Annotated in this window: 28 protein-coding genes; 23 read left to right on the top strand and 5 right to left on the bottom strand. The window is 34.5% G+C overall.

What is annotated here, in order from left to right; translation table 11 throughout:
- Window positions 1–410 precede the first annotated feature (410 nt).
- Window positions 411–1,388 carry an EamA family transporter gene (locus MPR_RS04115; protein WP_041889448.1) on the top strand — a complete coding sequence of 326 codons (978 nt, stop codon included), beginning with the start codon at window positions 411–413 and terminating at the stop codon, window positions 1,386–1,388.
- An 80-nt stretch (window positions 1,389–1,468) separates the two neighbouring features.
- Here MPR_RS04115 and MPR_RS04110 read toward each other — a convergent pair whose 3' ends face one another.
- Window positions 1,469–2,209 carry a YggS family pyridoxal phosphate-dependent enzyme gene (locus MPR_RS04110; protein ID WP_041889445.1) on the bottom strand — a complete coding sequence of 247 codons (741 nt, stop codon included), beginning with the start codon at window positions 2,207–2,209 and terminating at the stop codon, window positions 1,469–1,471.
- A 308-nt stretch (window positions 2,210–2,517) separates the two neighbouring features.
- On the opposite strand from MPR_RS04110, the gene MPR_RS04105 reads away from it, so the two are divergent.
- The 6 genes from MPR_RS04105 (at window position 2,518) to MPR_RS04080 (ending at window position 7,946) form a co-directional block, all read left to right on the top strand.
- Window positions 2,518–5,265, top strand: coding sequence for a toxin-antitoxin system YwqK family antitoxin (locus MPR_RS04105; RefSeq protein WP_041889442.1), 2,748 nt, complete (start codon window positions 2,518–2,520; stop codon window positions 5,263–5,265).
- A gap of 159 nt (window positions 5,266–5,424) precedes the next feature.
- Complete coding sequence (locus MPR_RS04100; RefSeq protein ID WP_041889439.1) at window positions 5,425–5,709, top strand: DUF2089 family protein; 285 nt, start codon at window positions 5,425–5,427, stop codon at window positions 5,707–5,709.
- Window positions 5,710–5,731: 22 nt separating this feature from the next.
- Window positions 5,732–6,319, top strand: a complete 588-nt coding sequence (locus MPR_RS04095) for a hypothetical protein (protein WP_041889436.1) — start codon at window positions 5,732–5,734, stop codon at window positions 6,317–6,319.
- Between the two features lie 16 nt (window positions 6,320–6,335).
- On the top strand, window positions 6,336–7,247 hold the full coding sequence (locus MPR_RS04090; protein WP_041889434.1) for an alpha/beta hydrolase: 912 nt from the start codon (window positions 6,336–6,338) through the stop codon (window positions 7,245–7,247).
- Window position 7,248: 1 nt separating this feature from the next.
- On the top strand, window positions 7,249–7,626 hold the full coding sequence (locus MPR_RS04085) for a DUF3784 domain-containing protein (RefSeq protein WP_041889431.1): 378 nt from the start codon (window positions 7,249–7,251) through the stop codon (window positions 7,624–7,626).
- Window positions 7,623–7,946 carry an SdpI family protein gene (locus MPR_RS04080; RefSeq protein ID WP_006266446.1) on the top strand — a complete coding sequence of 108 codons (324 nt, stop codon included), beginning with the start codon at window positions 7,623–7,625 and terminating at the stop codon, window positions 7,944–7,946. Before MPR_RS04085 ends, MPR_RS04080 begins: the two co-directional genes overlap by 4 nt.
- 47 nt (window positions 7,947–7,993) lie before the next feature.
- Here the strand turns inward: MPR_RS04080 and MPR_RS04075 are convergent, their stop codons facing one another.
- Window positions 7,994–8,212 carry a hypothetical protein gene (locus MPR_RS04075; protein ID WP_041889428.1) on the bottom strand — a complete coding sequence of 73 codons (219 nt, stop codon included), beginning with the start codon at window positions 8,210–8,212 and terminating at the stop codon, window positions 7,994–7,996.
- Window positions 8,213–8,443: 231 nt separating this feature from the next.
- Here MPR_RS04075 and MPR_RS04070 point away from each other — a divergent pair, with 231 nt between their 5' ends.
- From MPR_RS04070 to MPR_RS04040, 7 genes are all read left to right on the top strand, one after another.
- Complete coding sequence (locus MPR_RS04070) at window positions 8,444–9,040, top strand: TetR/AcrR family transcriptional regulator (RefSeq protein WP_041889425.1); 597 nt, start codon at window positions 8,444–8,446, stop codon at window positions 9,038–9,040.
- Between the two features lie 64 nt (window positions 9,041–9,104).
- Window positions 9,105–10,283, top strand: coding sequence for an acetyl-CoA C-acyltransferase (locus MPR_RS04065; RefSeq protein ID WP_041889423.1), 1,179 nt, complete (start codon window positions 9,105–9,107; stop codon window positions 10,281–10,283).
- A gap of 14 nt (window positions 10,284–10,297) precedes the next feature.
- Entirely contained in the window at window positions 10,298–11,701 is a 1,404-nt protein-coding gene (gene lpdA, locus MPR_RS04060) for a dihydrolipoyl dehydrogenase (protein ID WP_041889421.1), read from the top strand.
- A gap of 71 nt (window positions 11,702–11,772) precedes the next feature.
- Complete coding sequence (locus MPR_RS04055) at window positions 11,773–12,309, top strand: DUF1697 domain-containing protein (RefSeq protein WP_041889419.1); 537 nt, start codon at window positions 11,773–11,775, stop codon at window positions 12,307–12,309.
- 39 nt (window positions 12,310–12,348) lie between these two features.
- Window positions 12,349–12,768: a hypothetical protein gene (locus MPR_RS04050; protein ID WP_041889416.1), complete on the top strand. Its 420-nt coding sequence runs from the start codon at window positions 12,349–12,351 to the stop codon at window positions 12,766–12,768.
- Between the two features lie 202 nt (window positions 12,769–12,970).
- Complete coding sequence (locus tag MPR_RS04045; protein WP_041889413.1) at window positions 12,971–13,330, top strand: hypothetical protein; 360 nt, start codon at window positions 12,971–12,973, stop codon at window positions 13,328–13,330.
- The gene (locus MPR_RS04040; protein WP_041889411.1) at window positions 13,330–13,773 is read left to right on the top strand and encodes a PEGA domain-containing protein; all 444 of its coding nucleotides are present in this window, start codon (window positions 13,330–13,332) and stop codon (window positions 13,771–13,773) included. The genes MPR_RS04045 and MPR_RS04040 overlap by 1 nt, the downstream gene beginning before the upstream one ends.
- Window positions 13,774–13,810: 37 nt before the next feature.
- Here MPR_RS04040 and MPR_RS04035 read toward each other — a convergent pair whose 3' ends face one another.
- Window positions 13,811–16,009: a B12-binding domain-containing radical SAM protein gene (locus MPR_RS04035; RefSeq protein ID WP_041889407.1), complete on the bottom strand. Its 2,199-nt coding sequence runs from the start codon at window positions 16,007–16,009 to the stop codon at window positions 13,811–13,813.
- 164 nt (window positions 16,010–16,173) lie between these two features.
- Between MPR_RS04035 and MPR_RS18720 the strand changes: the two genes are divergently transcribed.
- Window positions 16,174–16,335 (top strand): hypothetical protein, encoded by a 162-nt coding sequence (locus MPR_RS18720; protein ID WP_167541463.1) that lies wholly within the window; start codon window positions 16,174–16,176, stop codon window positions 16,333–16,335.
- A gap of 3 nt (window positions 16,336–16,338) precedes the next feature.
- Complete coding sequence (locus MPR_RS04030) at window positions 16,339–16,890, top strand: GNAT family N-acetyltransferase (RefSeq protein ID WP_041889405.1); 552 nt, start codon at window positions 16,339–16,341, stop codon at window positions 16,888–16,890.
- A gap of 4 nt (window positions 16,891–16,894) precedes the next feature.
- Here the strand turns inward: MPR_RS04030 and MPR_RS04025 are convergent, their stop codons facing one another.
- Entirely contained in the window at window positions 16,895–17,314 is a 420-nt protein-coding gene (locus tag MPR_RS04025) for a GNAT family N-acetyltransferase (protein WP_041889402.1), read from the bottom strand.
- A gap of 126 nt (window positions 17,315–17,440) precedes the next feature.
- On the opposite strand from MPR_RS04025, the gene MPR_RS04020 reads away from it, so the two are divergent.
- The 4 genes from MPR_RS04020 to MPR_RS18715 all read left to right on the top strand — a co-directional run bounded on the left by MPR_RS04020 (window position 17,441) and on the right by MPR_RS18715 (window position 21,421).
- Complete coding sequence (locus MPR_RS04020; RefSeq protein WP_041889399.1) at window positions 17,441–18,328, top strand: AraC family transcriptional regulator; 888 nt, start codon at window positions 17,441–17,443, stop codon at window positions 18,326–18,328.
- 127 nt (window positions 18,329–18,455) lie between these two features.
- Entirely contained in the window at window positions 18,456–19,916 is a 1,461-nt protein-coding gene (locus MPR_RS04015; protein WP_041889396.1) for a c-type cytochrome, read from the top strand.
- A complete protein-coding gene (locus MPR_RS04010) occupies window positions 19,909–21,246 on the top strand; it encodes a c-type cytochrome (RefSeq protein ID WP_041889393.1) in 1,338 nt (445 codons plus the stop codon). The genes MPR_RS04015 and MPR_RS04010 overlap by 8 nt, the downstream gene beginning before the upstream one ends.
- Before the next feature lie 7 nt (window positions 21,247–21,253).
- A complete protein-coding gene (locus MPR_RS18715; RefSeq protein ID WP_006257085.1) occupies window positions 21,254–21,421 on the top strand; it encodes a hypothetical protein in 168 nt (55 codons plus the stop codon).
- A 210-nt stretch (window positions 21,422–21,631) separates the two neighbouring features.
- On the opposite strand, the gene MPR_RS04005 is transcribed toward MPR_RS18715, so the two are convergent.
- Window positions 21,632–22,069: a hypothetical protein gene (locus MPR_RS04005; RefSeq protein WP_041889391.1), complete on the bottom strand. Its 438-nt coding sequence runs from the start codon at window positions 22,067–22,069 to the stop codon at window positions 21,632–21,634.
- Window positions 22,070–22,692: 623 nt separating this feature from the next.
- On the opposite strand from MPR_RS04005, the gene MPR_RS04000 reads away from it, so the two are divergent.
- From MPR_RS04000 to bshC, 3 genes are all read left to right on the top strand, one after another.
- Window positions 22,693–22,995 carry a hypothetical protein gene (locus MPR_RS04000; protein ID WP_041889389.1) on the top strand — a complete coding sequence of 101 codons (303 nt, stop codon included), beginning with the start codon at window positions 22,693–22,695 and terminating at the stop codon, window positions 22,993–22,995.
- 9 nt (window positions 22,996–23,004) lie between these two features.
- Window positions 23,005–23,292, top strand: a complete 288-nt coding sequence (locus MPR_RS03995) for a MafI2 family immunity protein (protein WP_041889386.1) — start codon at window positions 23,005–23,007, stop codon at window positions 23,290–23,292.
- Between the two features lie 154 nt (window positions 23,293–23,446).
- Window positions 23,447–25,036 carry a bacillithiol biosynthesis cysteine-adding enzyme BshC gene (bshC, locus tag MPR_RS03990; RefSeq protein ID WP_041889383.1) on the top strand — a complete coding sequence of 530 codons (1,590 nt, stop codon included), beginning with the start codon at window positions 23,447–23,449 and terminating at the stop codon, window positions 25,034–25,036.
- The last annotated feature ends 75 nt before the right edge of the window (window positions 25,037–25,111 follow it).

Genomic DNA, 25,111 nt, shown 5'->3' with positions numbered 1-25,111 from the left:
AATATTCCTTTCCTTTTATCGAATATCCTATTGTCTCAACTATACTTCCTTAGTTTTTCACTTGATTTTAGTGACTTATCTAAAAGTCCTTTCTTATCTCTACACCATCCCTGTATTACACTTTCTACTAGCTAATCTTTCTATTTCATTTTAGTATACTAGCACATTGCTAGGAGTATTCTTGCACATTCCTTCGACAAAATAGCCTTCTAGGCAAGCAAACCCCAAGGATACTCCTAGCAAACCCCTAGAAAGTGCAAGCCAACCTAAGTATAGATAACTTAGAGAAACCTTAAAACAAGCATTCCTTATTTATAATTTTTAATTCCTAACTGAAGTATAGCGCTAGACATTTGTCCTAGACTGCTGAAAAAAATATGACTACCTTTGCCTCGCAAAAAGTAATAAAAATGAAAGAACAAAATACAGCAAAAGGTGTTTTCTTAGTTGCTATCGGAGCGTCTAGTTTCGGTATGTTAGCTTCGTTCGTAAAACTGGCTTATGCACAGGGATATACGACTGCAGAAGTAACATTGTCTCAAGTACTTATTGGGTTAATCTGTGTGACCTTAATCAATACGTTACGCAAGAAGTCTAGTGATGAGCAAAAGGCTACTTCTAAAGATATTAGACAATTAATCTTAGCTGGTACTTCGATGGGATTCACTTCTGTATTATACTATATGGCTGTGAGTTATATCGATGCTTCTATCGCAGTAGTTCTCTTAATGCAGTCTGTATGGATCGGTATCGTATTAGACAGTATCGCGACTAAGACTTTTCCTAATCTATTAAAGATAATCTCTGTTATCTTAATCTTATCAGGGACAGTATTAGCGACTAATGTATTGTTTAGTGAAATCAAGTTAGATATTAGAGGAGTGATATTTGGTTTTATGGCAGCGTGCTCTTTTGCTACTACATTATTTGCTTCAGGACGTATTGCTAATCATTTAGCAGCTCCTAAACGCAGTATGTTTATGCTATGTGGTGCGGCGACTATCGTATCTATCTTTGTGATCATTACACAGATAGGTCCTAATAACTCTGATGCGATGATGAACTTCTATACGATGTTCTCTGACAATACTTCTGGTATTCGTGATTTTGACTGGAGTATCTTCTACGGATGGGGACTTGTATTAGCGTTATTTGGTACTGTATTACCTCCTATATTCTTGAATATGGGATTCCCATTGACAGGAGTTGGTCTAGGAAGTATTATTTCTTCATTAGAACTACCTGCTTCTGTGACAGTAGCTTTCTTTGTTCTAAAAGAAGAAGTTATCTTCATTCAATGGATGGGAATATTAATGATACTAGGCGCTATCGTACTGATGAATAGCAACCTATTATTTAAAAAGAAAAAAATTGAGGTAGTGGAATAACCTCCTCATTGTAGTTTTTATATATAAATTTTAAAAGCCTTCTCTTGTTAATCAAAAGAAGGCTTTTTTATTGGATTGAGTTATTTTATACTCTTCTGTTCATCCCAATAGTAACTATCAGGATAGATGCGCTCTCCGAAGATAGCAGTACCTACTCTCACGATGGTAGCCCCCTCTTCTATCGCTATTTCTAGATCATGGCTCATCCCCATAGAGAGTTCTTTCATTTCTACATTAGGCAGTTGGAGAGCAATAGCCTCTTGTTGTACTTTCTTTAGTATTTTAAAACAAGGGCGTACCAGCTTCTCTTCTGCACTGAATAAGCCAATTGTCATTAGCCCCTTGATGTGTAATCGATCATACGTAGCGACTTCTTTTATAAACTCAATAGCTGCTTCTGGCGCTACCCCGAACTTACTATCTTCATCAGAAGTATTCACTTGGATTAGTACATCTATCGTTCTGTTATCCCGTTCTAAGAGTTGTTGTAATTTTTCTACTACACTGATGCGATCTATAGACTCTATACAAGTCACTCCATACTTCAGGATATCTTTAATCTTGTTGGTCTGTAGATGTCCGATAAAGTGTCTAGTACAATTATCAGTCCCTATGCCTTCATACTTATCTCTTAGCTCTTGTACCTTATTCTCTCCTATCAGAGGGTATCCCTCCTCTATCGCTATCTTTATTCTATCTGCATCTACTGTCTTAGTAGCAAGCAATAGTTGTACCTCATCTCTAGAACGACCACTGTGCGCGCATGCTGCTGTAATACGCTTTTCTATACTTGCTAAATTATCCTTTATTCTAGTTTTCATACTTCTCGATTTAAAAAAAGGATATCCCAAAGATTGTTACTAAGGGATATCATGAACTAAACAACAGTTAGATTTCACTTTAGACTATTATCCTTTACTGTTACTACAAATGTAATACTCCTTTTGATCAAATAGATAACACAGATTTAATAATATGGACTAGTCCAGATACGCACTAAGCGTCTCACTGAAAATAGTGATTTTGTGAATCAGACCATAAAATATTGCTAATATGAGAAAAAAATAAAGGAGACTTCTTTACTTTTACCATCAATAAGACACAAACAAAACCATTTAAAAAAGAACCTATGATTAAAAAGATTTTCTCATTAGCCATTTTATTCTCTACACCGATGTTCAGTCAGGTTGCACGAGATACTATCTGGGTAGATAGCTATGACTATGTAACAGCTAGAAAAAATGCTGAATCTTTTAAAATTGCAAAAGATATCAAAGGCGAACCTACACTAAAATCAATAGAGGTATATAATGCAGCTTCTAAAAAGATAGAAAGTAAAGGGAAAGGAACTCTTCAAGAAGGAGGACAAGTTCTATACACAGGAGCTGTAAACTACTATAATAAAGAAGGAAAAATAGACGCTACTTATACCTATGATCAGGATAATATGATCGCTAAAGCAGAAACTATAGATCCTCGTAATGGCAATAAATATCTATGTACTTATAACGATAATATGATCCAAGATGGTCAGGCTATTTATAACTGGCAAGGAACATATATCTATGTAGAAGCTGAAGGAGGTATATACAGTCGCTACGAGATCATCAATCCTAAGAATGAAAAGAACTACATCGCTTACTTCTTCGATGAAAATAACTATATCTCAGAAGAGAAATACTTCGATGTAAACGGAGAGGTGAAGCAACAAGCTACTTATAGTGGTGGGTCACCTTATGATGGGTATGCGACTACATTAGACTATGACAACTTCACAGTACAGTCTATCAGCGAATATAGAGAAGGAATGTTGATCTCTACTGTGGCTTACTATACAACAGGAAAAGTGAAGAGTAAATCTACCACTGTAGCTAATGTAACAACAGATGTGTACTATGATCAAGCTGGTAAAGAGATGGGTACCTTTACGAGTAAACTAGAAGATGACGGATACTCTACTTATCAGGAAGGAACGAACTACATATTCAATACGTATGATAGTCATCCTGATGAGATCTACTCTATCTATACTTATAAACAAAACGTACCTGTACTGGTAAAAGAATACTATACATTCCCTAAAAAGAATGCTGTAAAATCTATTAGATATAGCAATGAAGAGAGTTATATCCAGAAAGTAGAATACTTCAATGAAGATGGTAGTTCTAAAGGACAAATCACTTATAACGAAGATGGATATTCTCCTAAAGATGGGACGATAATAGAAGAGAATGTAAGCACTATCTATAAGAATAGCAAACTAGTAGAAAGAACAGAAACGTATGAAAATGGTAAAGTATTCGAGGTTACAAAAAACAATACTTCTGTATACTATGACCAAAAAGGAAAAGAGATAGGTCGTATTGACTTTAAACTAGACCCTATCTATGGATCTATGTCTTATATCACTGGTACTAGATATGTATTATCTAATGATTTGATTTCTACTGTTGCTAAGTATGAAAAAGAATTATTAGTATATCAAGCTGATTATGATACTAATGCTGATAAAGCAGTATTGTCAACAGAGTCATACTATTCTAACAATGCATTAATCAAAGAAGTAGAATATCATGACAATGGTAAAAAGGCAAAGGTATCTACTTACTCACCTAACTCCTACTCTTATACTCCTGTAAAAGAAACACATTTCGACAAAACAGGGAAGGAAATAGGTACATATGACTATATCGCTCAGACAGGAACTCGTATAGAGCTATCTTATGATAAACAAGTAACTTCTATCGAGAAACTACAAGATGGAAACCTTCTTTCTAAAAAGGGGTATGCCTTAAAAACAGGTAGTAACTCATACGCTAGTAACTCATATTTCTTACAGGCTGATATCGACTATAATAAGCAAGGTAAATTCTATAATGAAAAAGGAGAAATAATCTCTACAGCTACTTATAAAGATGGTGTGCCTTATGAAGGAACAGTGACTATCATAGACTCGTATTACAAAACAGAAACTGTTTATAAAAACGGACATAAAGTAGGTAAAGAGACTATTAAGTATTCTAGTGGAGATGAGATTATCAATATCAACTACTATGATGATAAAGGAGAACTTACTAAAATAGAGTCTTATGAAAACAGTACTCTAAAAACATCTAGTGAATATAAAGATAATGTGATACATGGTGTATCTACTTACTACGATAGTGAAGGAGAAGTATTATCTACGCTGACTTATCATGAAGGAATTCCTTATGAAGGAGTGTTAACTGAAGCGTCATATATAAACTTCACTACTAAAGGTTTTGAGAATGGAGAATTAACTTATGTAAAAGTATACAATGTAGATGATGCTTATTCTCCTACAAACTTACTGATGGAAGAGCATTATAGAACTAGTACTTCATTTGAGAGAACTATCTATCATGCAGAGACAGAAGCTATAGTGTATAAATATAATCTTACAGATAGTGAGCTAGATGGAGCATACCAATACTATGAAAATGGTAAGGTGAAGTATCAAGCTACTTTTAAGGACGGAACATTAGTAGATGGTTCTGTAGGTATAGTAGACTTTAATTATGAGCCATACAACTATTATTCTTCATACGAAGCTTCTGAAGATACATCTAAGTACACAGTACTAAGTAATAAAAAAGGTACTTATACAATCAGTATTTTAAATGCTGATGATAATAAAGAGGTATTTAAAATGGAAGCGAAGGTTAAGAAAGGTGATCATAGTTTAAACCCATTGGCTAGTAAAAAAATAAAACTAGAAAACTTATACCCAAACAATGAGTATAATGTAATGTCATACTACAGTAGTCCTTATGACTATGCTGTAGATGCAGCAGCTACTGCTGTAGCAGCAGACGCAGCGGCAGTAGAAGCTACTGCTAGTGCATATTATGAATAAAAATATTCTTAGATAAAAATCTCTAAATCCCAAGTGTTATACTTGGGATTTTTTTGTTTTATAGAAGTATCATATTAGTTTATTTAAATTAACTATTTTGATATTAATATTAATTTTATTAAATTAGACTTCAATAAAATTAAACAAACTATCCGCATTATGTCAATTAAGCCCAAACTACCTATACATTGCCCTAGTTGTGAAAGTGAACTAAAGGTCACCCAGCTTTCTTGTGAGCACTGCCAGACTATCGTCAATGGTAACTTCTCTTTGCCCCTACTCTTACAGCTGAGTAAAGAGGAACAGGAGTTTATCTTAGCTTTCTTTTTAAACAGTGGCAGTCTAAAACAAATGGCTTTACAGATGAATATCAGTTACCCTACTGTTCGAAACAAACTAGATGATATGATAGAACATATCCAACAATTACAGAAAAAAGAATAATCAACTACTAACCAACAACCTTATGACAAAAAACTATATTCTTAAACCGTTTGAAAGCATACAGGATAAAACGCTCTTAGTAATCGGTGTACTAACTGGAGTAGTTATTAGTTGTCTTCAACTATTGACCCATATGCGTAGTATAGCAATTCTAAAACAAGTAGCTCTCAAGTCAGCACCTACACTTGTCCAAACCTTGAGTGACTTTGCTATTACAACAATAGTAATGACACTTGCTTTATTTGTATTTGGAAAAATCATCAACAAAAAGACTCGACTAATAGATATACTCAACACCGTGTTGATTGCGCGTATATGTCTAGATATAAGTGTACTATTTGATATCAATGGATACCTAAGTGATTTCTCTCTTCAACTTATTGACAATATTGCTAATCCTGAAATATTGTTCAAAAGTAATCCACAAGGTTTTGTTTATTTTATCATTACGTCATTTGCTAGTATTCTCTGTCTAGTTGGTTTTGGATACTATATCTACCAAGGTTTCAAACTAGCTACACACCTCAAAAAGAAATATATGATTATTGGCTTCGTACTAATCATCTTACTTGTAGATACTCTGACAAGACTAATCACTACATTATATTAACCAACACAACAACACTATGAAAAAACTATTAACTACACTTACCTTATGCTTTGCTACTACATTTAGCTTTGCACAAACAGCTGTTCAGGTAGACAGTGAAATTGATGGAGACTTATATTTAGCGAATAAAGACAGTAAACAGCTTGCCATTATAATAGCAGGTTCTGGTCCTACTAACAAGAACGGAAACAATCCTGCTGGGGTAAATGCGAACTCGTATAAATACCTTGCTCAAGGGCTAAAAGAGAATGGTATCAACACCTTCACGTATAACAAAAGGATGTTTGCTCAGATGAAGAACCAGACAATGAATGAGGCAGATATTAAGTTTGAAGACAATGTGAGTGACTTAAATATAGTTATTGATTACTTCAAAAAGGAATATCCTAGTATTATCTTGATCGGACATAGCGAAGGAGCCATGGTAGCTACATTGGCTAGTCAAGACAATAGTGCTGTATCAAAGCTTATCTCGCTACAAGGGCCAGGAGAGACAATAGATAAAACACTGTATAAACAGATAACAGCGCAAGCGCCTTTCTTTGCAAAATCAATAGAAGACATTCACGTTAAACTTAGAAAAGGCGAAATAGTAGATAGCATCCCTCCTATGCTACAAAGCTTATATCGCACTTCTGTTCAGCCTTACCTTATCTCGTGGATGAAGTATGATCCTACTGTAGAAATTAAAAAAGTAAAACAACCGATTTTAATCTTACAAGGAGATAAAGACTTACAAGTCAAGACAGATCAGGGAGACAACTTAAAACAAGCTGTACCTACTGCTACTCTTGTGACAATAAAAGGAATGAATCACGTACTAAAAACAGTTGTAAAAGAGGAGGAGAACTTAGTACTATACACAAAGCCTGATGTGCCTCTTCACACTGAACTAGTACCTACTATTGTTAACTTTATAAAGAAATAATATGGAGCCTATCTTAATAACATCTGCATTATTTATCATATTGAGTTTTATCCTTACTCCTAAAACAGCAAAATACTTATTAGCAGGGTATAACACCATGAGTAAAGAGAAGCAAGAACTCTATGATATAAAAAACATAGTTCGCATACTCAATAATTCTCTAAGAATTGTGGCATTAATAATTTTGATAGGTGCAGCACTATATCAATGGTCTGGATTGGAAATTATAAGAGACATTTTTGTCATGTATTTACCTTTAGTATTTCTATTAGGAGTAAATATTTATACGAAGAAAAAATACTCTACTGATCCTATAAAACCTTTTGATATCATTATACCTATAGCAGTACTAATTTTTGTAATACTAATCACACTATGATAGCAACAGAACTACTTATATTTATGTGTCTATTTATTGTCTTGGGACTACTAGTTCCTCATGTCAAAACAATAAATAGCATACTAGGATACCGCACACACCGTGCGATGAAGAATCAACGCAACTGGGAGTTTGCACAAAAACTAAGTGGTAAGTACTTTGTATACTTAGGTATAGGTACGGGTATATACAGTGGTATCTCATATCTACTTCCTACTTACTCGAAGCTATTGAATAATTTATACTTCTTACCGATGATACTCAGTTTAGCATTTATTATTTATAAAACAGAACAAGGATTAAAGAAACTAGAAGAGTAATAAGTACAAGCCTATTAGAATTTGACATTCCTAATAGGCTTATATGTTTAAAGTACTTTTTCTTCTTTCTTTATATACTGGCCATCTGCAGTATAAGATTCTTTAATCTGTATCTTCTGCAATGACTTTGCACCTTCTTGATTCTTTATTATACGGTCTTCGATATACTCTTTCATAAAGATATTATTCTTCATTTCATATGTCACCTCTCTTGCATTAGCATTACCAATGATGATGTTATGAGCGTTCTTATAGACGCTAAACATCTCTTTATCTCTAAGTGAGTACTCGGCTTTATAAAGTCCTGTCCTAACATCGATGTTGTTAGAACAAAAGTAAAAAAGCAAATTAAATACCTCATAGTCAATTTATTTAACCTCTAATTTACTTTTAATTATTGAGACTAACACAATTTATTTGTTAGTAAAAAAATAACACAACTTAAATATACCAATCGGTATTATTATATTATATTTGTCTTGTAATACATTCTAATCATGACTAAAGCAGAAAAAACGAAACAGTTTATTATAGAGCAAACAGCTTATTTATTCAACACTAAAGGAGCTGCTGCAACTTCGTTAAGTGATATCACTGAAGCTACAGGATTGACTAAAGGAAGTATCTATGGCAACTTTAAGAATAAAGATGAGGTAGCCTTAGCTGCTTTTGAATACAATGCTTATAAAGTATACCTTGAAATTAAAAAGAGTATTTCTAAAGAAAATCAGACTCAAAGAGAAAGATTACTTGCTATAGTGACGCTCTATCGTACAGAGTGGAAGGTATTCTTTAAACTAGGCGGTTGTCCTCTACTTAATACAGCAACAGAAGCAGATGATACCTTTCCTGAGCTAAAAGAAGCCGTTGTAAAGACTTTCTCTGGCTTAGCGAATATCTTTATCAAGATCATAGAGAAAGGTATTCAAACAAAAGAATTTAAAGCAGAAATAGATAGTGAATCCTATGCTTACTTATTCATATCTCTAATCGAAGGAGGAATGCTGTTAGGAAAAACTACAGGTAATATCAAACATCTCTATATTTCTTTAGATAGAATAGAATTAATCATAAACAGTGAAATCACAGTATAAAAAGATTTCACTCTTTTTTTTAACCAACAATATACCGATTGGTATATTATAAATAATATAACTTATGAAAGATGTATTTATCGTAGCAACTAAACGAACTCCAATAGGGAGTTTCTTAGGAAGTCTATCTTCACTTACTGCACCTCAACTAGGTGCAATAGCCATTGAAGAAACATACAAAAGCATTGGGTTAGCACCTGAGCATATCGACAGTATATACATGGGTAATGTACTAAGCGCTGGCGTAGGTCAATCACCTGCTAGACAAGCAGCAATCTTTGCTAATATACCTACTAGCAAAGATGCAACTACTATTAATAAAGTATGTGCAGCAGGGATGAAGGCTACTATACTAGCTGCTCAACAAATACAGTTGGGATTAGAAGATATTGTCATAGCAGGTGGCATGGAAAGTATGAGTAATGTTCCACATTATACTCAAGTCAGAAATGGCAACAAACTCGGACATTTAAACTTAACAGACGGGATGATTAAAGACGGACTATGGGATGTGTACAATAATTTTCATATGGGAACAGCTGCTGAACTAGGCATAGACAAATTCAAACACACTAGAGAAGAACTTGATGCCTTTGCTTTATTATCTTACAAAAGAGCGCAAGAAGCTACTGAACAAAGTAAGTTTGACAAGGAATTAATTCCAATAACTATTCCCACTAAAAAAGCGGATATAATAATAGACAAAGATGAAGACATCTATAAACTCATCCCTGAGAAAGTTAACACATTAGCACCTGCGTTTCGTACTGATGGAAAGCTAACAGCAGCCAACTCAAGCAATCTAAATGATGGTGCAGCAGCTATCATTCTTGCTTCTAGTGAGGCAATAGAAAAACATCAATTAAAGCCTTTTGCTAAAATCATAGCATATGCAGATGCTGCACAAGATCCTGAGTGGTTTACCACTACTCCTGCATTAGCTATAGAAAAGGTACTAAAGCAAGCCAACTTGACTATAACAGATATAGACTTCTTTGAAATCAATGAAGCATATGTTTCGGTCATCTTGTCTAATCAACATTTATTAAACTATGACATTAATAAAGTAAATATTTATGGAGGAGCAGTAGCATTAGGGCATCCAATAGGAACTTCAGGAGCACGTATTATCACTACTCTTATCAGTGTACTAAAACAAGAAAAAGGAAGATATGGCGTAGCTGCTATCTGTAACGGTGGTGGTGGAGCTACAGCTATCTTAATTGAAAATATAACAGAATAACAAAACGAATTACAATGAAACAATTTGATATTATTGTGATTGGTTCTGGACCTGGAGGATATGTTGCAGCTATTCGCGCTACACAGTTAGGTTATAACACCGCTCTTATAGAAAAATATGCTACTCTAGGCGGTACGTGTACGAATGTAGGGTGTATACCTACGAAAGCATTATTAGATAGCACACATCACTATCACGATGCTTTACATCAGTTTAATGCACATGGTATTTCTTTTGATAGTATACAATTAAACTTTGACCAATTATACAAAAGAAAAGAAGGTGTTGTACAAAAAACTACACAAGGCTTAGATTACTTAATGAGTAAAAACAAAATTACTCACATACAAGGAACTGCTTCTTTTAAAGATAACAATACACTCGAAGTAGTAAATAATGACCAAGAAAAGAATACTTATACAGCAGACAATTTTATTATTGCCACAGGGTCTAAACCTGCTACATTACCTAATGTCACAATAGATAAGCAACGCATTATCACTTCTACTGAAGCATTAGCTTTAACAGAACAACCTAAAAACATTACAATTATTGGTGGTGGAGTGATTGGTGTAGAAATGGCTTCTATATTTCATCGTATAGGAACTAAAGTGACTATTGTAGAATATGCTGACTATTTAATTAATACCATGGATCATGAACAAGGCAAATCACTCTACAAAATATTAAACAAACAAGGTATAGACATACAACTTGGCAAAAGTGTTTATCAAGTAAATAATCTGGGTAACGTAGCAGAAGTACATTACAAAGACAAAAATGGAGAATCTCATACTATTGTATCAGAGTATGTGCTAATGGCAGTAGGGCGAAAAGCTTATACTACAGGGTTAGGATTAGAGAATACAGATGTCCAATTAGACACTCGTGGCAATATCATAGTTGATGAATTACTCAAAACACATGCTCCATCTATCTATGCTATCGGTGATGTAATCGGAGGTGCGATGCTAGCGCATAAGGCAGAGGAAGAAGCTGTCTATGTAATAGAACGTATCAATGGACAAAAACCACACATCAACTACAACGCTATCCCAGGTGTTGTATATACTTGGCCTGAAGTTGCATCTGTAGGAAAAACGGAAGAACAATTAAAAGCTGACGGAATTAGTTATAACACAGGCAGGTTCCCTTTTAGTGCCAATGCTAGAGCTAGAGCAGGTATGGACACAGATGGTTTTGTCAAAGTATTGACTGATCCTAAGTATGGAGAGGTATTAGGTGTACATATTATTGGGGCAAGAGCAGCTGATTTAATTGCACAAGCAGTAGTAGCACTCGAATACGAGGTAACAGCATCAGATCTAGCGAATATAAGTTATGCCCACCCTACTTACTCAGAAGTGCTAAAAGAAGCATATACCATTGCATCAGGAAAACCTTCTATCAATATATAGATAAGAACTAACGACAATAAATTAGTAGTTTATTGTCGTTATTCTTTAATATTGTAATCTAAATTAAATAAATGAAAACTTATATCACACTCCTCAGAGGTATCAATGTCAGTGGCAAGAACATCATCAAAATGGATGTATTAAAACAACTGTGTATTAACCTAGGTTTACAGAATGTACAGACTTATATTCAGAGTGGGAATATAATATACCAATCTGTAGAAGTAGATTCTTCAATACTATCAAAGAAGATACAAGATAAAATACTGAGTACACTAAACCTCACGGTACCAACTCTTACTTTAGATATTGATCAGTTCGAAGAAATACTTGTACAACATCCTTTTACTAAAGAAGAAGAACTAGCACAGTTATATATCACTTTTATAGATGGTACGCCTCAACAAGAGGGAATTAACAGCCTTGAAGAAAAGAAAAATACTTTAGAATTACTACATACTACTGATAATGCAATATACCTCGTCGCAAATATTGGATATGGAAAAACAAAGATTACCAATGCTTTAATCGAGAATAAACTCAAGGTAACTGCAACTACTCGTAATTACAAAACATGTTTAAAAATCAAAGCATTAGCTACTAAGTAACACTTAAAGCATTATCTTTATTGATAATTAAAAATTACTATGAAAAGACTAACTCAATTATTCTCACTATTCTTTCTTCTATTGACATTCTCTTGTTCTAATGATGACAATGTTTCTTCTAAAAAAGACGATGTCTATTTTACAATTAAAACATACAGCGAACAGGAACATACAATAGATGTAATTATCACCTATGGTACTTATGATCGTAAAGAAAATAAAACCATCTTAAAAAAGCTAGAGATAAAAGACTTCAAAGAATTTACTTCTCCAAAGATTACAACTGATCAGAATTATGCTTTCTTAACTGTAGAGAAACTAAATGATCCAAATCTAGTAACTTTTATTAAAATAAACTCTTTCGTCAATGATAGAGATATTATGACTAATGCTAGTAATAAAGAGTTTACTAATGCAGAAGTTGATATTAAGCATTTTGCAAATATGCACAAGAAATAAAAAACTGATATTATTATAATAAAAATCAAAAGCTTCGTTTATAACGGAGCTTTTCTATTTTTAATCATCACAGTCATTTCTCTAGTTTTAAAAGGAATATATAAAATACAAATCATCACTCCTTATAAATATTTATAATACTTCATCCTCTTAATTTTTTTATAATTTTTAACTACTATATTTGCGCCCAAATTTACCTACTATGAAAAAAATATTTCTTTTAATCACTTGTATAGCTCTTGGAGCATGCAGTTCTTCGATGAGTACTACTATGAGTACTACAAAAGTAAACACACCACTTAATACAGAAGTTATAGTACTTAAACTTAATGAAGATGTTCCTACACCAAATACAAAAGTAGGTAGTAGCAAATTTGGAGATTCAGGTTTTTCTGTCAACTGCAACCTAAATTATATATTAAGTAATGCTCGTAAAATTGCTCAAGACTTTGGAGCAGATGTCATTAAAATAACAAAACACAAACGTCCTAACCTATGGAGTACGTGCCATAGAGTAGACGTTGATTATTATAAAACACAAACACTTAAAAATAACAATTAATGAAAAAAACACTTTTACTAATCTCTTCTGCATTACTATTATTAAATACAAGTTGTGCTACTATCGTATCTGGAAGTAAACAAAAAATAGAGATCTACTCTACTCCTACGAACTCTACAGTCTATATAGACAATAAAGAAGTAGGTAAGACACCATATAACACTAAATTAAAGAAGAACCAATCTTATACACTTAAGATAGCAAGTGAAGGATATGACACTTATAAAACTGATTTTGAAAGAAGCTTTAATGCTTGGTACATTGGTAATATTGGTTTTGGAGGGATAATAGGACTTATTGTTGACCCTATCACTGGTGCAATCCATAAATTAAAACCTGTACAATACAACAGCACTCCTGCTAAAGATGCTGTTATCAAAGCAAATCACAGAACAATCTTTATGAACATTAGTTTAAAAGAACAAGATAAACCTAAACAATAAGAATAACAAAGCCTCGCATTTGCGAGGCTTTTTATCTTTAAAGCACTAGTAGTGCCATATCTTTTAATGCTTGTGCTGGCTTAGAATACCAGAATGGTTCAAAGTCTTCATTCGTAAACTCCTCAAAGCTCTTTTTCATTTCTTGGTAAGTCATCGTCTGAGAAGCTTTCTCCTTCAAAGTCTCCACAAAATGTACAAACCAATCCCCTACCACTCTATCTACATCTACGCCTATCGTATCTTTTTTAGTATAGAAAACCAATTGTGCCATTTCGAATACTCTGTTTTTCTTCTTTTTCTCAAAGTACTCGATATAAGGGAATGTCCCTAACCATACTACCTTTTGATTTGGTTTATACACTGTCAAAGGTTCGTTGTTTAAACAACTGAATATATAATCAGGTGATATACTTGTACGAGGTACTTTAAAATCAAACCATTCATGTAATGGCATATCAAAGCACATCCCATGCATAAAGTTAAACAGTGACTTCTTCAGTCCAAAAGAGAACTTATCATGTATCGCTCCGTTCATCTCTACGTGAGGTACATCGTTATTAGCGAATGTCCCCATCTCAGCGTTTACGCGCTCTACTTTATACTCTTCAGGGTTCATACCTACAGGAGAATGAGCAGTCATCGCAAACTGATGCCAAAAGCCCGATTGCATTACTCCTGCTTCAAACAACTGACGCACCATCTCTAGACTATCTATTGTCTCCTGTGCAGTCTGTGTTGGGAAACCATACATTAGATAAGCATGTACTAAGATACCTGCCTCCGTAAAGTTTCTATTCACACGAGCTACTTGTTCTACCGTAACTCCCTTATCTATTAATTTTAATAACCTATCTGAAGCTACCTCTAATCCTCCTGATACAGCTACACATCCAGAAGCTTTTAATAGTAAGCACAAGTCTTTCGTAAAGCTTTTCTCAAAGCGGATGTTCGTCCACCATGATACCGTTAGTTTACGTCTGATGATTTCTAACGCTACCTCGCGCATTAGTGCTGGCGGTGCTGCCTCATCTACGAAGTGAAAACCTGTCTCTCCTGTCTGCTCAATTAACGTCTGCATACGGTCTACAATCTGCTTAGCTGCTATTGGTTCATATACCTTGATATAGTCTAAACTAATATCACAGAAGGTACACTTACCCCAATAACATCCATGTGCCATCGTTAGTTTATTCCATCGTCCATCACTCCACATACGATGCATAGGATTCACTACTTCTATCACAGAGATATACTCTGTCAGCAGTAAGTCCGAATAATCTGGAGTACCTACCTCCGCCTGTTTATAGTCACGCTTCAGCGGATTATTGATATACACTACCTCACCATCTTTAGCAATAAGCGTACGCTTTAACTCCTCTTGTGCTATCTTTCCTTCTACATAGAGAATCAAGTTTTCTAGTGGAGCCTCTCCATCATCTAAAGTGATAAAATCAAAGAACTCAAATACACGCACATCTTTTAAAGAGCGTAACTCTGTATTAGGAAACCCTCCTCCCATTGTGATCTTGATATGAGGATAATTCTTCTTAATGTATTGAGCACATCTAAAACTACTGTATAAATTACCAGGGAAGGGTACAGAGAATCCCATTATCTTAGGATTAGTCTTATCTATTAACTGTTGCAATAGATCAAGGGTAATCTCATCGATATAAGTCAAGGGTTGATGTAGTGCATCATACATCTCATCAAAGGTATGAGCAGAGCGACCTAATCGCTCAGCATATCTACTAAACCCAAAGTTGGTATCTACTGTCTCAACAATGAGATCAGACAAGTCCTCTAAATACAGTGTAGATAAGTGCTTCGCCTTATCTTGTATTCCCATTGTACCGAATGCCCACTCTAATTCTTCTAGTTGTTCAAAGCGAGATGCTCGTGGAAGGTAATCTTCTTGTACGATAGCATGTGCTAATGTAGAGTTCTTTCCTTGTAAGAAAGCTATCACAGCATCTATAGTAGAGATATAATCCTCTTCTAAAGCGAGGATACGATGTATATTAGGAGAGACCTCTTCTATGTGTTCATGCACATAGTCGAACAAGTCTATCAAACCTTGTTTACTAAACAATTTCAATATAACCTCTATTCCCAAATCTGCTTGGTAGCTATCTATATTTAGGGTATTCAGAAACCCCTTAATATATGCTGTCGCTGGATAAGGTGTGTTTAACTGTGTAAACGGAGGAGTTATAAATGCTATTGTTGTATTCACTGTATCTAATTTTGGAGTGCAAAGATACTACTATTCAACCGAGTAAAAAACTGTAAAGCATTCACTTTTAATCTTTTCAAAAAACAAACTTAACACACATTTAATCAATAAATTAAACCTTTACAAAACACTTTTTATATATCTTTGCATTAAATACATATAAAATGGCAAAACCGATTAAAATAACACCCACTCTAAAAGGTAAAGATGCAGCTCGTTTTCTAAAACAAATTGAAGCGAACAAATCTACCCCTAAAGATAATGCGAGATTAGAACAGATTCGCAAGGATGCCTCTATACTAAACTCACTATTTAAGAAAATCTAGTATATGCCTATTATTGACTTTTCTAAACTAAGTTTTCTTCTACTATTAGAAAGTCATGAATTAAAACCTTTTGACTGTGGAGATAAAGACCTTAACTCTTTCTTATTTAGTAAAGCTTTACACTATAAAAAAGAATTATTAGCGACTACTTTTATTTTGGAAAATCAAGAACGAACGATTGCTTATTACACTCTTTTTAATGACTGTTTACGTGTAGAGGATACTACCTTTACAAGTAAAAGTGCAATTAATCGATTCTTAAAAACATTCCTTTCTCATCCTAAACGACATCTAAAATCCTTTCCTGCTATTAAAATAGGAAGATTAGCTATTGACGAAACATTTAAAGGTTTAGGATTAGGCAGACTAATCATTAATACAATAATCAATAATGCTATTGAAATAAATAATCATCAAGCTTGTAAGTTTATAACAGTTGATGCTTATCAAACATCATTGCTGTTTTACGAAAGGTTAGGTTTCAAATATTTATCAGATAATGATAAAAATAAAGATACAAGACAAATGTACCTTGACCTAACCCAATACATATAATCCCCTACAACACCTTACGCAGATATATCTTAGCATACCCTAAAGGATAGTCCTTCTCTTCTGCGAAAACCTCATAACCTAAAGATTGGTAAAAGTCAGAAGCTTGAAACGAAAAAGTATTCAGTGATATATACTTACAGTTGCGCTTTACAGCTACCTGCTCTGCTGCTACCATGAGTTTCTTACCAAGACCTTGTCCTCTATGACTCTCTTTCACAGCGAGATTCTGTATCTCTAGTGTTCCCCATAATGAACGGCCCAATAACCCGCCTATCACCTCTCCTTCTTCCGCTAAAGTAATCTCTAGTGATTCATTGATACATTCTGATAAATGTGTCGTATGACTTACATTATAAGAAGATAAGATCTCCTTAATCGCCATCGCATTACCATCATCTATCTCTGTAGTTATCTTTATTTCCATCCTAGCTCGTGTTTCAGATTATACTAGTCTAAAGTACTAAATCTTAATCACACCATAACTTATTTCTATTCAATCACCATTTAAAGAATTTAACATATTCCTATCTTTGCCTAAAATATTAGAAATATGGAGAACAATAGTATTCCAATTTACAACATCTGTAACCTACTCGACAATAATAATATATCACAAGACTGTGTAGTATATCGACTTGAAGAGTTTATTTCTAATAGACCGAATATGGTGTCTGCTCCTCACAGACATGCATTCTATCAAATCCTCTTCGTAGCAGAAGGGAAGGGAATACACTCTATTGACTTTGAGAAATTCTCTATTGAGGAAAAATGCTTATTTTATCTCAACCCTTCACAAGTACACAAATGGGAATTCGAACCTGGTACCAAAGGGTTTCTTATCAATTTCAATGATAACTTTCTGCGTACATTCTTAGTTAACCCGAACTATCTAAAGGAGTTTACCTTCTTCGGAGGTAATGCGCAGTACTCTAAGTTCTCTTGTGAGAAGTGCTATGAGACACTACACACTAAGTTCGAAAAGATGTATTATGCCTATACAGAAAACCAACCTTTACAGAAAGACTATATCAAAGTCTTAATGTTAGAACTGTTCTTAGAGACACAGCTATTCTTAGTCAAGAAAGTATTCGAGCCAGAAGAACCTAATGAGACGAAGGGTGCACACTTCATCATTAAGAATTTTGAGAAGCTTGTAGAAGACTATTTTATAGAGAAGAGATTACCTGGAGAATACGCTGATATGCTACACATCACTCCTAATCACCTCAACTCTTTATGCAAAAAGGTAGTAGGAATAACAGCTGGTGAAGTTATCCGTAACAGAGTGATCTTAGAATGTAAACGATTATTGGTCAATGCCGATTTATCGATTACAGAAATCTCTTATGAACTCGACTTTAAGAACAATGCTTACTTCTCTAGATTCTTTAAAAAGAATACAGGGCTATCCCCAGAAGAATTCAGAAAACAGAACTAAGAATTGATTACTTAAATACAATTCGCTTTTATCACACTGTTCTAAATTGATTAGTGTAAATATCACCACGTTTAGTGTAATATATTTCAGTAGGTAGGGTTCTAACTTTGCTGAAAAATAATACATTATGGATTTCCCTCTATTTCATTTAGACTGGTTGAACGATCGTTTCCTCATTGCGATGATAGCGATTATTCACGTATTTATAAACCATGGGCTAGCCGTTGGGTTCTTGCCTTATATTACATTATTAGAACAACAAGGAGTAGTCAAAAGTGGACCAGAAGACATCACTGATCTTGCCTGGGATAAGATGGTACACCGTATGATGATGGTTGGCTTTGTGATCACGACCACAATGGGAGCGATGACAGGAGTCGGTATATGGTTCTCAGCAGCACTAATTAGTCCTAACTCTATTGGTAGTTTAATCCGTGTTTTCTACTGGGGATGGTTTACAGAATGGATTGTATTCGTATTAGAAGTAGTTTTTATCATGATCTACTTCTTAACCTGGAAGAACTCTAATAAATCTCTACGTGCTAAACAACGCCATATCCGATTCGGTTGGTTCCTTTCTGGATTCTCATGGCTGACTATGGCTATTATCGTAGCGATATTAGGATTTATGATGGATCCTGGTAACTGGATACAAGAACAATCTTTAGTAAGTGCATTGACTAACCCTATTTACTTACCCCAACTATTATTTAGAACACCTACAGCGATGGTCGTAGCAGGAGCCTTTGGCTTCTTACTGATTATGTTATTCACTAAGAAGTCTAGTGCGATCAGACCTACGGCTCTTAAGACTACAGCTATATGGGTATTACTATGGTTACCACTATCTATTCTAGCTTCTATTTATTACTATAACGTGATACCTGATGCGATGACAGCGAATATGAGTACAGCGGTAGGTACTATGGACTTTGCGAAATACTATGATTTATTAAAATACATTATCCTAATAGCGACTAGCTCACTAGCTCTGTTAGCAATCTGGACACTGTGGAAACCTAAGAAAGTCAATCTTATCATTGTGATCGTTCCTTTTGTACTATCGCTTGGTTTCTTAGGAATATTCGAACGTGTACGAGAATTTATCCGTAAGCCTTATGTCATCGGTAACTATATGTACTCTAACCTGATCAGAGAAGAAGACTATCCTCTGCTACAGCGAGACGGTATCCTGAAGCACTCTACTTATACCTCTATCACAGAGATTACAGAAGAGAATAAACTAGAAGCTGGTAAAGATGTGTTTATGATAGCGTGTTCTCGATGTCATACCAGTCAGGGGATTAACTCTATCATATTCGTATTCGAAAAAATGTATGGAATAGGAAAGCCTTTAGATATCAACTCGATGAAAGCATATATACCTAATATGCACAACGGTAGAACCTATATGCCTCCTTATCCAGGTAACGAAGAAGAACTAGATGCACTAGCACATTATATTTTCTATTTACAACAGAGTGGTGCGACACTAGAAGGGGCACAGAGTGCTGGAGCACATCTTAACCCTACTCACTCTGTAGAACACTTTATAGAACAAAAATCAAACAATAACAAAGATGAATAATACTCCATTACCTAAAGATATACCCTTAGACTTACCATTACCAGAATGGTTACTAGTTATTCTATTAGTAGTTTCATTCTTAGCACATATTGTGTTTGTAAACTTAATGGTAGGAGGTTCTATAGCTACGCTATGGGCAGAAATAAAAGGACTTAAAAACAAAGAATACGATGTACTAGCACAAGAAATAGCTGCGACAATAACAGTAAACAAATCATTAGCTGTAGTACTAGGGGTAGCTCCTCTACTGAGTATTAATGCACTGTACACAATCTATTTTTACACAGCTAACTCCTTGACAGGGATTATGTGGATATTGATTATCCCTATGGTAGCGATTGTTTTCCTATTGACCTACTTACACAAGTACACTTGGGAAGCAATGGCGAATATGAAATTGTTACACATATCTATCAATGCTCTAGCAGTGATTATGTTCTTATTCATTCCCCTAATCTTCTTAGTGAATATCAATCTGATGTTATTCCCTGAAAAATGGATGAGTGTAAGAGGATTCTTATCTGCTTTAGCCTTGCCAAATGTATTCCCGAGATACTTCCATTTTATCTGTGCATCACTAGCCCTGACAGGTCTATTTATCACTTGGTATATGGGACGTAAGAACTATCCTTTTGAAGAATACTTTAAAGTATTCACTAGAGCGAAGGTTAAACGTCTTGGGTATCAGTTAGCGTTAGGAGCATCAGTAGCTCAGTTCTTATTTGGCCCTATCGTGATGGCTACTTTACCTGCCAAAGGGTTTAGTTGGGCTATGATGGGAGTGATCTTATCTGGTGTAGCTGTAGCTGTATATGCAGTGTACTATATGATCAAAACACTAAGAGGTACAGATGACCAACTAGACAGATACTTCAGAAGAATAGTGATCTCTATGGGGATTGTAGTCGTATTCATGGGAAGTGGACGCCATGTCTATAGAGCGAATGCTATCAACCCACACCGAGAACTGATGGCTCAAAAGACAGCCGAATTTGAACAAGCATCAAAAGAAGCTAGAGAACAAGCAGCTAACCAACAAGAAGAAGAAAAACAAGCGATAGCTACTGCCGAAGCTTCTGGTGATAATACAGCTAAGGGTAAAGCAGTCTTTAATAGCTACTGTGCTGCCTGTCATAAAGAGAAGACACCACTAGTAGGGCCTCCTGTGACAGAAATGCAAGAAATATATGCAAACAATAAAACAGATCTAATCAAGTGGATTAAGTCTCCAGGTAAGAAACGTCCTGATGCACCACAGATGCCTACATTCCCTCAGATCAATGATACGGATATGGAAGATCTGACTCAATATATCTTAAACATTAAATAAGAAGACTATGATTATTACGATATCACTATTTCTCATCTTAGCCATACTGATCATCTCTGGTGTTATCATTTCTAAGGTGATTAAAATCTATCTCTACTCTTCTAAGAATAAAGAGATGTGGAAAAAAGAAATTAAAGAAGAAAAAGACTATCAGTTTATAAAAGGTCTTTACTAACACAGTGTTCTCCCCAGCACTGCGCACATCGTATCCCTCATTAGTAGATAAGTATTGTATTTCCTGTAAGGTAATCTATTATTGTCATATCAAGAGAACGCTCCCAAAACTCTCTTTTTTATAGATTACTTACATCACTGTTCCCAATATCTTATCTGTTCTAATGGGGGATATTTTTATTCTCTCTACTTCAGTTTTTATCATTATAATTTACTTCTCAGACCAGTTACTCAATTCCTCTTCAGCATCATATACAGACTGTGCATACCATGCATAGATATTCATAATCATATATCTTTCTATGCTTCCATCTACACTCTTCATAGATACCATGATGAGGTGAATACGTCCAAGTTTATACTTTTTTATATTGACTAACTGCTTAGCTGTATACTGTTTCTCACTTCTAAAGTACTTTTTGAGTATCAGTTTATCTCCTCTTATATAAGCAGTACAGAGGTATATAACCTGACTCACTGTTATACATGTAACTAACACCGTAATTACATACTTTATAATCACAAACCAATAATCACCAACATCGTGACTGATTGTAGCAATGCTACAAAACAGAATGGTCAACAATATATTTAATATCAGATGTCCTAATGAATACCGATAGGACAATCTCTTTTCTTGTGCAATCATCTAGTTAAAGAGTTTAGTTGTTCCAAAGAAAAGATTTTAACCCCTATATATCAAATCCTATAATCATAAACCATAACAAACTACACGATATAGGGCATAATTAGCTATAATCAGGGATAAGATAACACCTACTCTACTGCTAATAATTAGGTTCAAATAAGATATCGCGCTCTAACAAAATCTCCTACATACAAGCTCTCCATCTCCTTAAGCTTCCTTCTCCAACTATTCACTTACTAATAAGGCATAGCACGATAGTAATATTATGGGATAGTGATACCATAGTGGTCGCATTAAAATAGGCTAAAATTATGCTACCACTATGCGACCACAAGCCGACCACTATGCGACCACGTCAAAAAAAGACTGTCTCGTCCTACTATAGCTGTACAGTTATTGATTATAATCCTACTCTTAACTGTACACTTATTTATGTTTTTTATTCTTCAAAAGATGAATTGATTTTTTAACTGATATAATTCTTTTAAAATAAAGTACTTTTAACCAGGGTAATTCAATTACTAAAATGAATTTTCTAACACCATATCAACCATTGTAATAGACATCGTAAGAAATCGAGTTCAATAACAAGTAATATGTTCAAATACAAATACATCTTCTAAATGATAAAGTTACTTATAGAAAGACATAAAGGGATCATCACGTATGACACCTTATCTCATTTAAATTTTAATGGCTCTCCTGCTGAGGTAATAGATGAGTTAAAAGAAGATTTGTTTCAAGCAGAGTTTGGCAACCATACCTTACTTGATATTGGTTGGTATCCAGAGTTTGATGCCGATGGCCATTTCTGTGTACAAGTTATTTCTAATTATGACTGGGAAGCCCCCTTATATAAAGAGAACTGTAAGTCATTTACCTCTTTAGAAGAGAGCGTGCTCCATGCCCTTCAATACTGTTTATAAATATACACTATGCAACAACAAGATATACTATTAGCCATGATACCCGCTTTCTTAGGTGTCATAGATTATCATATCAGAGCTATCGCTTATGACTATACAGAAGATACAATCTCTCTATATGTTTATACAAATACCATCCCTACAGAAGAGGATTACGAGACTATAGATATCGCTGTCACAGAGATAATGGCCTCTCTGCCTCAGCTCCTATATCAGCATATAAAGATTATACAACACACAGCTCCTATTAGAGAACTTAATTGTTATAAAGGATGGTTCTTTGTAAGGAGAGAATAATGTTTTATACCTTATTCTCGATTGATTTATTGATAGATTAGTCTTAATAGCCTTCTACTCTGTTTCCTTTTTTAAATTAAACTTTAATCTTTAAACAACGTTAAACCTTCATTTAAAAACTGATTATTGTTTAAATTAGCAAAAAATAAACACTATGCCTTTAGACAAAATTACGTTTCAGAACGCGGGCTATTTTTCAAAACTAATGGTAGATTACCTTAATCAAAAGGCTAATCTAAAACACTTATATAATCACTTTCCTACTATAGAAAACTTTAAACAACAGTTAGACGAGAAGCGTGCTAGCTATCCGATAGAACACAGAAGTGTACTCTGTCAGGCGTTGTTAAGTCAATATAAAAACACAAAGACTTCTGAGAAGACTTTAGAGCATATAAACGCATTAGCGAAAGAAAATACATTTACAGTTACGACTGGACACCAGTTAAACTTATTTACGGGTCCGTTATACTTCTTATACAAAATCATCTCTGTGATTAACTTAGCCAAAGAACTGAAAGCTAAGTATCCCAACGAAAACTTTGTCCCAGTATACTGGATGGCAACAGAAGATCATGACTTCGAAGAAATTAATCACTTCGTATTTGAAGAAAAAGTGATTTGCTGGAACAGAGAGAGCAAAGGACCTGTAGGACGATTAAGTACAGAAGGTCTCGATAAAGTATATGAAGTATTCCAATCTCATATCGGAGTAGGTAGTAATGCTACTTATATCAAGGAGCTATTCGAAAATGCTTATCTAAAACACGATAATCTGACGGATGCTACACGTTACTTAGCAAATGAACTATTCGCAGAGTATGGACTGGTAATCATAGATGGTGATGACGCTGAACTGAAAAAGTTATTTGCTCCTCATATCAAAGAAGAATTACTTCATCAGAGTGCTATCAAAGAAGTTGAAAAAAGCTATGATACCCTATCAGAATACTTCATACAGGTCAACCCTCGTGATATAAACTTATTCTATATACAGGATAATCTTAGAGAAAGAATTATCTATGAAGATGAGGTATATAAGGTAAATAATACGTCGATCACCTTCACTAAAGAAGCAATACTAACAGAACTAGAGAATCACCCAGAATGCTTTAGTCCCAATGTGATACTGAGACCGTTATATCAAGAAGTAATATTGCCTAACCTATGCTATACTGGAGGTGGTGGAGAATTGGCATACTGGTTAGAATTGAAGAAAGTATTTGATTTACACAAGATCACTTTCCCGATGCTATTACTGAGAAATTCAGTGCTATTAGCGACTTCTAAACAAGTAGAGAAAATGGATAAACTAGAGCTCTCTTGGAAAGATATGTTCATGAAACAAAGTTACTTAATCAATGCGAAAACGAAAGAGTTCTCTTCTATTCAATTTGATTTTGAACAACAACGCCAGTTCTTAGAAGAGCAGTTCAAAACACTAGAAGAAATAGCTTTACAAACGGATAAATCTTTTATCGGAGCAGTAAATGCACAGAAAGTCAAACAACTAAAAGGATTAGACAACTTAGAGAAAAGACTGCGTATCGCTGAGAAAAGAAATCACGCTGACAAGCTAGAGCGCATTACATTATTACAGAATGAACTATTCCCTAATAATAGCCTACAAGAGCGTATCGTTAACTTCTCTGTGTATTACAAAGAATATGGAGACCATCTGATCAAGGTACTATTTGCACAATTAGAGCCACTAAATCAAGAATTTGACATTGTCATTCTGTAATACAAAGCAAAAACTAGTATATTAACTATTACAGAAACATATTTAGATTAAAATAAAGATATTAGTGAATAAATG

This window comes from Myroides profundi, from assembly GCF_000833025.1.
Classification (GTDB): Bacteria; Bacteroidota; Bacteroidia; order Flavobacteriales; family Flavobacteriaceae; genus Flavobacterium; species Flavobacterium profundi_A.
This window is presented reverse-complemented; position numbering and strand designations above follow the sequence as displayed.

What these genes read in the sequence shown, in the direction of transcription:
- MPR_RS04115 (WP_041889448.1), top strand. Translation starts at nt 411, where the DNA reads ATGAAAGAACAAAATACAGCAAAAGGTGTTTTCTTAGTTGCTATCGGA.
- MPR_RS04110 (WP_041889445.1), bottom strand. Translation starts at nt 2,209, where the DNA reads ATGAAAACTAGAATAAAGGATAATTTAGCAAGTATAGAAAAGCGTATT.
- MPR_RS04105 (WP_041889442.1), top strand. Translation starts at nt 2,518, where the DNA reads ATGATTAAAAAGATTTTCTCATTAGCCATTTTATTCTCTACACCGATG.
- MPR_RS04100 (WP_041889439.1), top strand. Translation starts at nt 5,425, where the DNA reads ATGTCAATTAAGCCCAAACTACCTATACATTGCCCTAGTTGTGAAAGT.
- MPR_RS04095 (WP_041889436.1), top strand. Translation starts at nt 5,732, where the DNA reads ATGACAAAAAACTATATTCTTAAACCGTTTGAAAGCATACAGGATAAA.
- MPR_RS04090 (WP_041889434.1), top strand. Translation starts at nt 6,336, where the DNA reads ATGAAAAAACTATTAACTACACTTACCTTATGCTTTGCTACTACATTT.
- MPR_RS04085 (WP_041889431.1), top strand. Translation starts at nt 7,249, where the DNA reads ATGGAGCCTATCTTAATAACATCTGCATTATTTATCATATTGAGTTTT.
- MPR_RS04080 (WP_006266446.1), top strand. Translation starts at nt 7,623, where the DNA reads ATGATAGCAACAGAACTACTTATATTTATGTGTCTATTTATTGTCTTG.
- MPR_RS04075 (WP_041889428.1), bottom strand. Translation starts at nt 8,212, where the DNA reads ATGTTTAGCGTCTATAAGAACGCTCATAACATCATCATTGGTAATGCT.
- MPR_RS04070 (WP_041889425.1), top strand. Translation starts at nt 8,444, where the DNA reads ATGACTAAAGCAGAAAAAACGAAACAGTTTATTATAGAGCAAACAGCT.
- MPR_RS04065 (WP_041889423.1), top strand. Translation starts at nt 9,105, where the DNA reads ATGAAAGATGTATTTATCGTAGCAACTAAACGAACTCCAATAGGGAGT.
- lpdA (WP_041889421.1), top strand. Translation starts at nt 10,298, where the DNA reads ATGAAACAATTTGATATTATTGTGATTGGTTCTGGACCTGGAGGATAT.
- MPR_RS04055 (WP_041889419.1), top strand. Translation starts at nt 11,773, where the DNA reads ATGAAAACTTATATCACACTCCTCAGAGGTATCAATGTCAGTGGCAAG.
- MPR_RS04050 (WP_041889416.1), top strand. Translation starts at nt 12,349, where the DNA reads ATGAAAAGACTAACTCAATTATTCTCACTATTCTTTCTTCTATTGACA.
- MPR_RS04045 (WP_041889413.1), top strand. Translation starts at nt 12,971, where the DNA reads ATGAAAAAAATATTTCTTTTAATCACTTGTATAGCTCTTGGAGCATGC.
- MPR_RS04040 (WP_041889411.1), top strand. Translation starts at nt 13,330, where the DNA reads ATGAAAAAAACACTTTTACTAATCTCTTCTGCATTACTATTATTAAAT.
- MPR_RS18720 (WP_167541463.1), top strand. Translation starts at nt 16,174, where the DNA reads ATGGCAAAACCGATTAAAATAACACCCACTCTAAAAGGTAAAGATGCA.
- MPR_RS04030 (WP_041889405.1), top strand. Translation starts at nt 16,339, where the DNA reads ATGCCTATTATTGACTTTTCTAAACTAAGTTTTCTTCTACTATTAGAA.
- MPR_RS04025 (WP_041889402.1), bottom strand. Translation starts at nt 17,314, where the DNA reads ATGGAAATAAAGATAACTACAGAGATAGATGATGGTAATGCGATGGCG.
- MPR_RS04020 (WP_041889399.1), top strand. Translation starts at nt 17,441, where the DNA reads ATGGAGAACAATAGTATTCCAATTTACAACATCTGTAACCTACTCGAC.
- MPR_RS04015 (WP_041889396.1), top strand. Translation starts at nt 18,456, where the DNA reads ATGGATTTCCCTCTATTTCATTTAGACTGGTTGAACGATCGTTTCCTC.
- MPR_RS04010 (WP_041889393.1), top strand. Translation starts at nt 19,909, where the DNA reads ATGAATAATACTCCATTACCTAAAGATATACCCTTAGACTTACCATTA.
- MPR_RS18715 (WP_006257085.1), top strand. Translation starts at nt 21,254, where the DNA reads ATGATTATTACGATATCACTATTTCTCATCTTAGCCATACTGATCATC.
- MPR_RS04005 (WP_041889391.1), bottom strand. Translation starts at nt 22,069, where the DNA reads ATGATTGCACAAGAAAAGAGATTGTCCTATCGGTATTCATTAGGACAT.
- MPR_RS04000 (WP_041889389.1), top strand. Translation starts at nt 22,693, where the DNA reads ATGATAAAGTTACTTATAGAAAGACATAAAGGGATCATCACGTATGAC.
- MPR_RS03995 (WP_041889386.1), top strand. Translation starts at nt 23,005, where the DNA reads ATGCAACAACAAGATATACTATTAGCCATGATACCCGCTTTCTTAGGT.
- bshC (WP_041889383.1), top strand. Translation starts at nt 23,447, where the DNA reads ATGCCTTTAGACAAAATTACGTTTCAGAACGCGGGCTATTTTTCAAAA.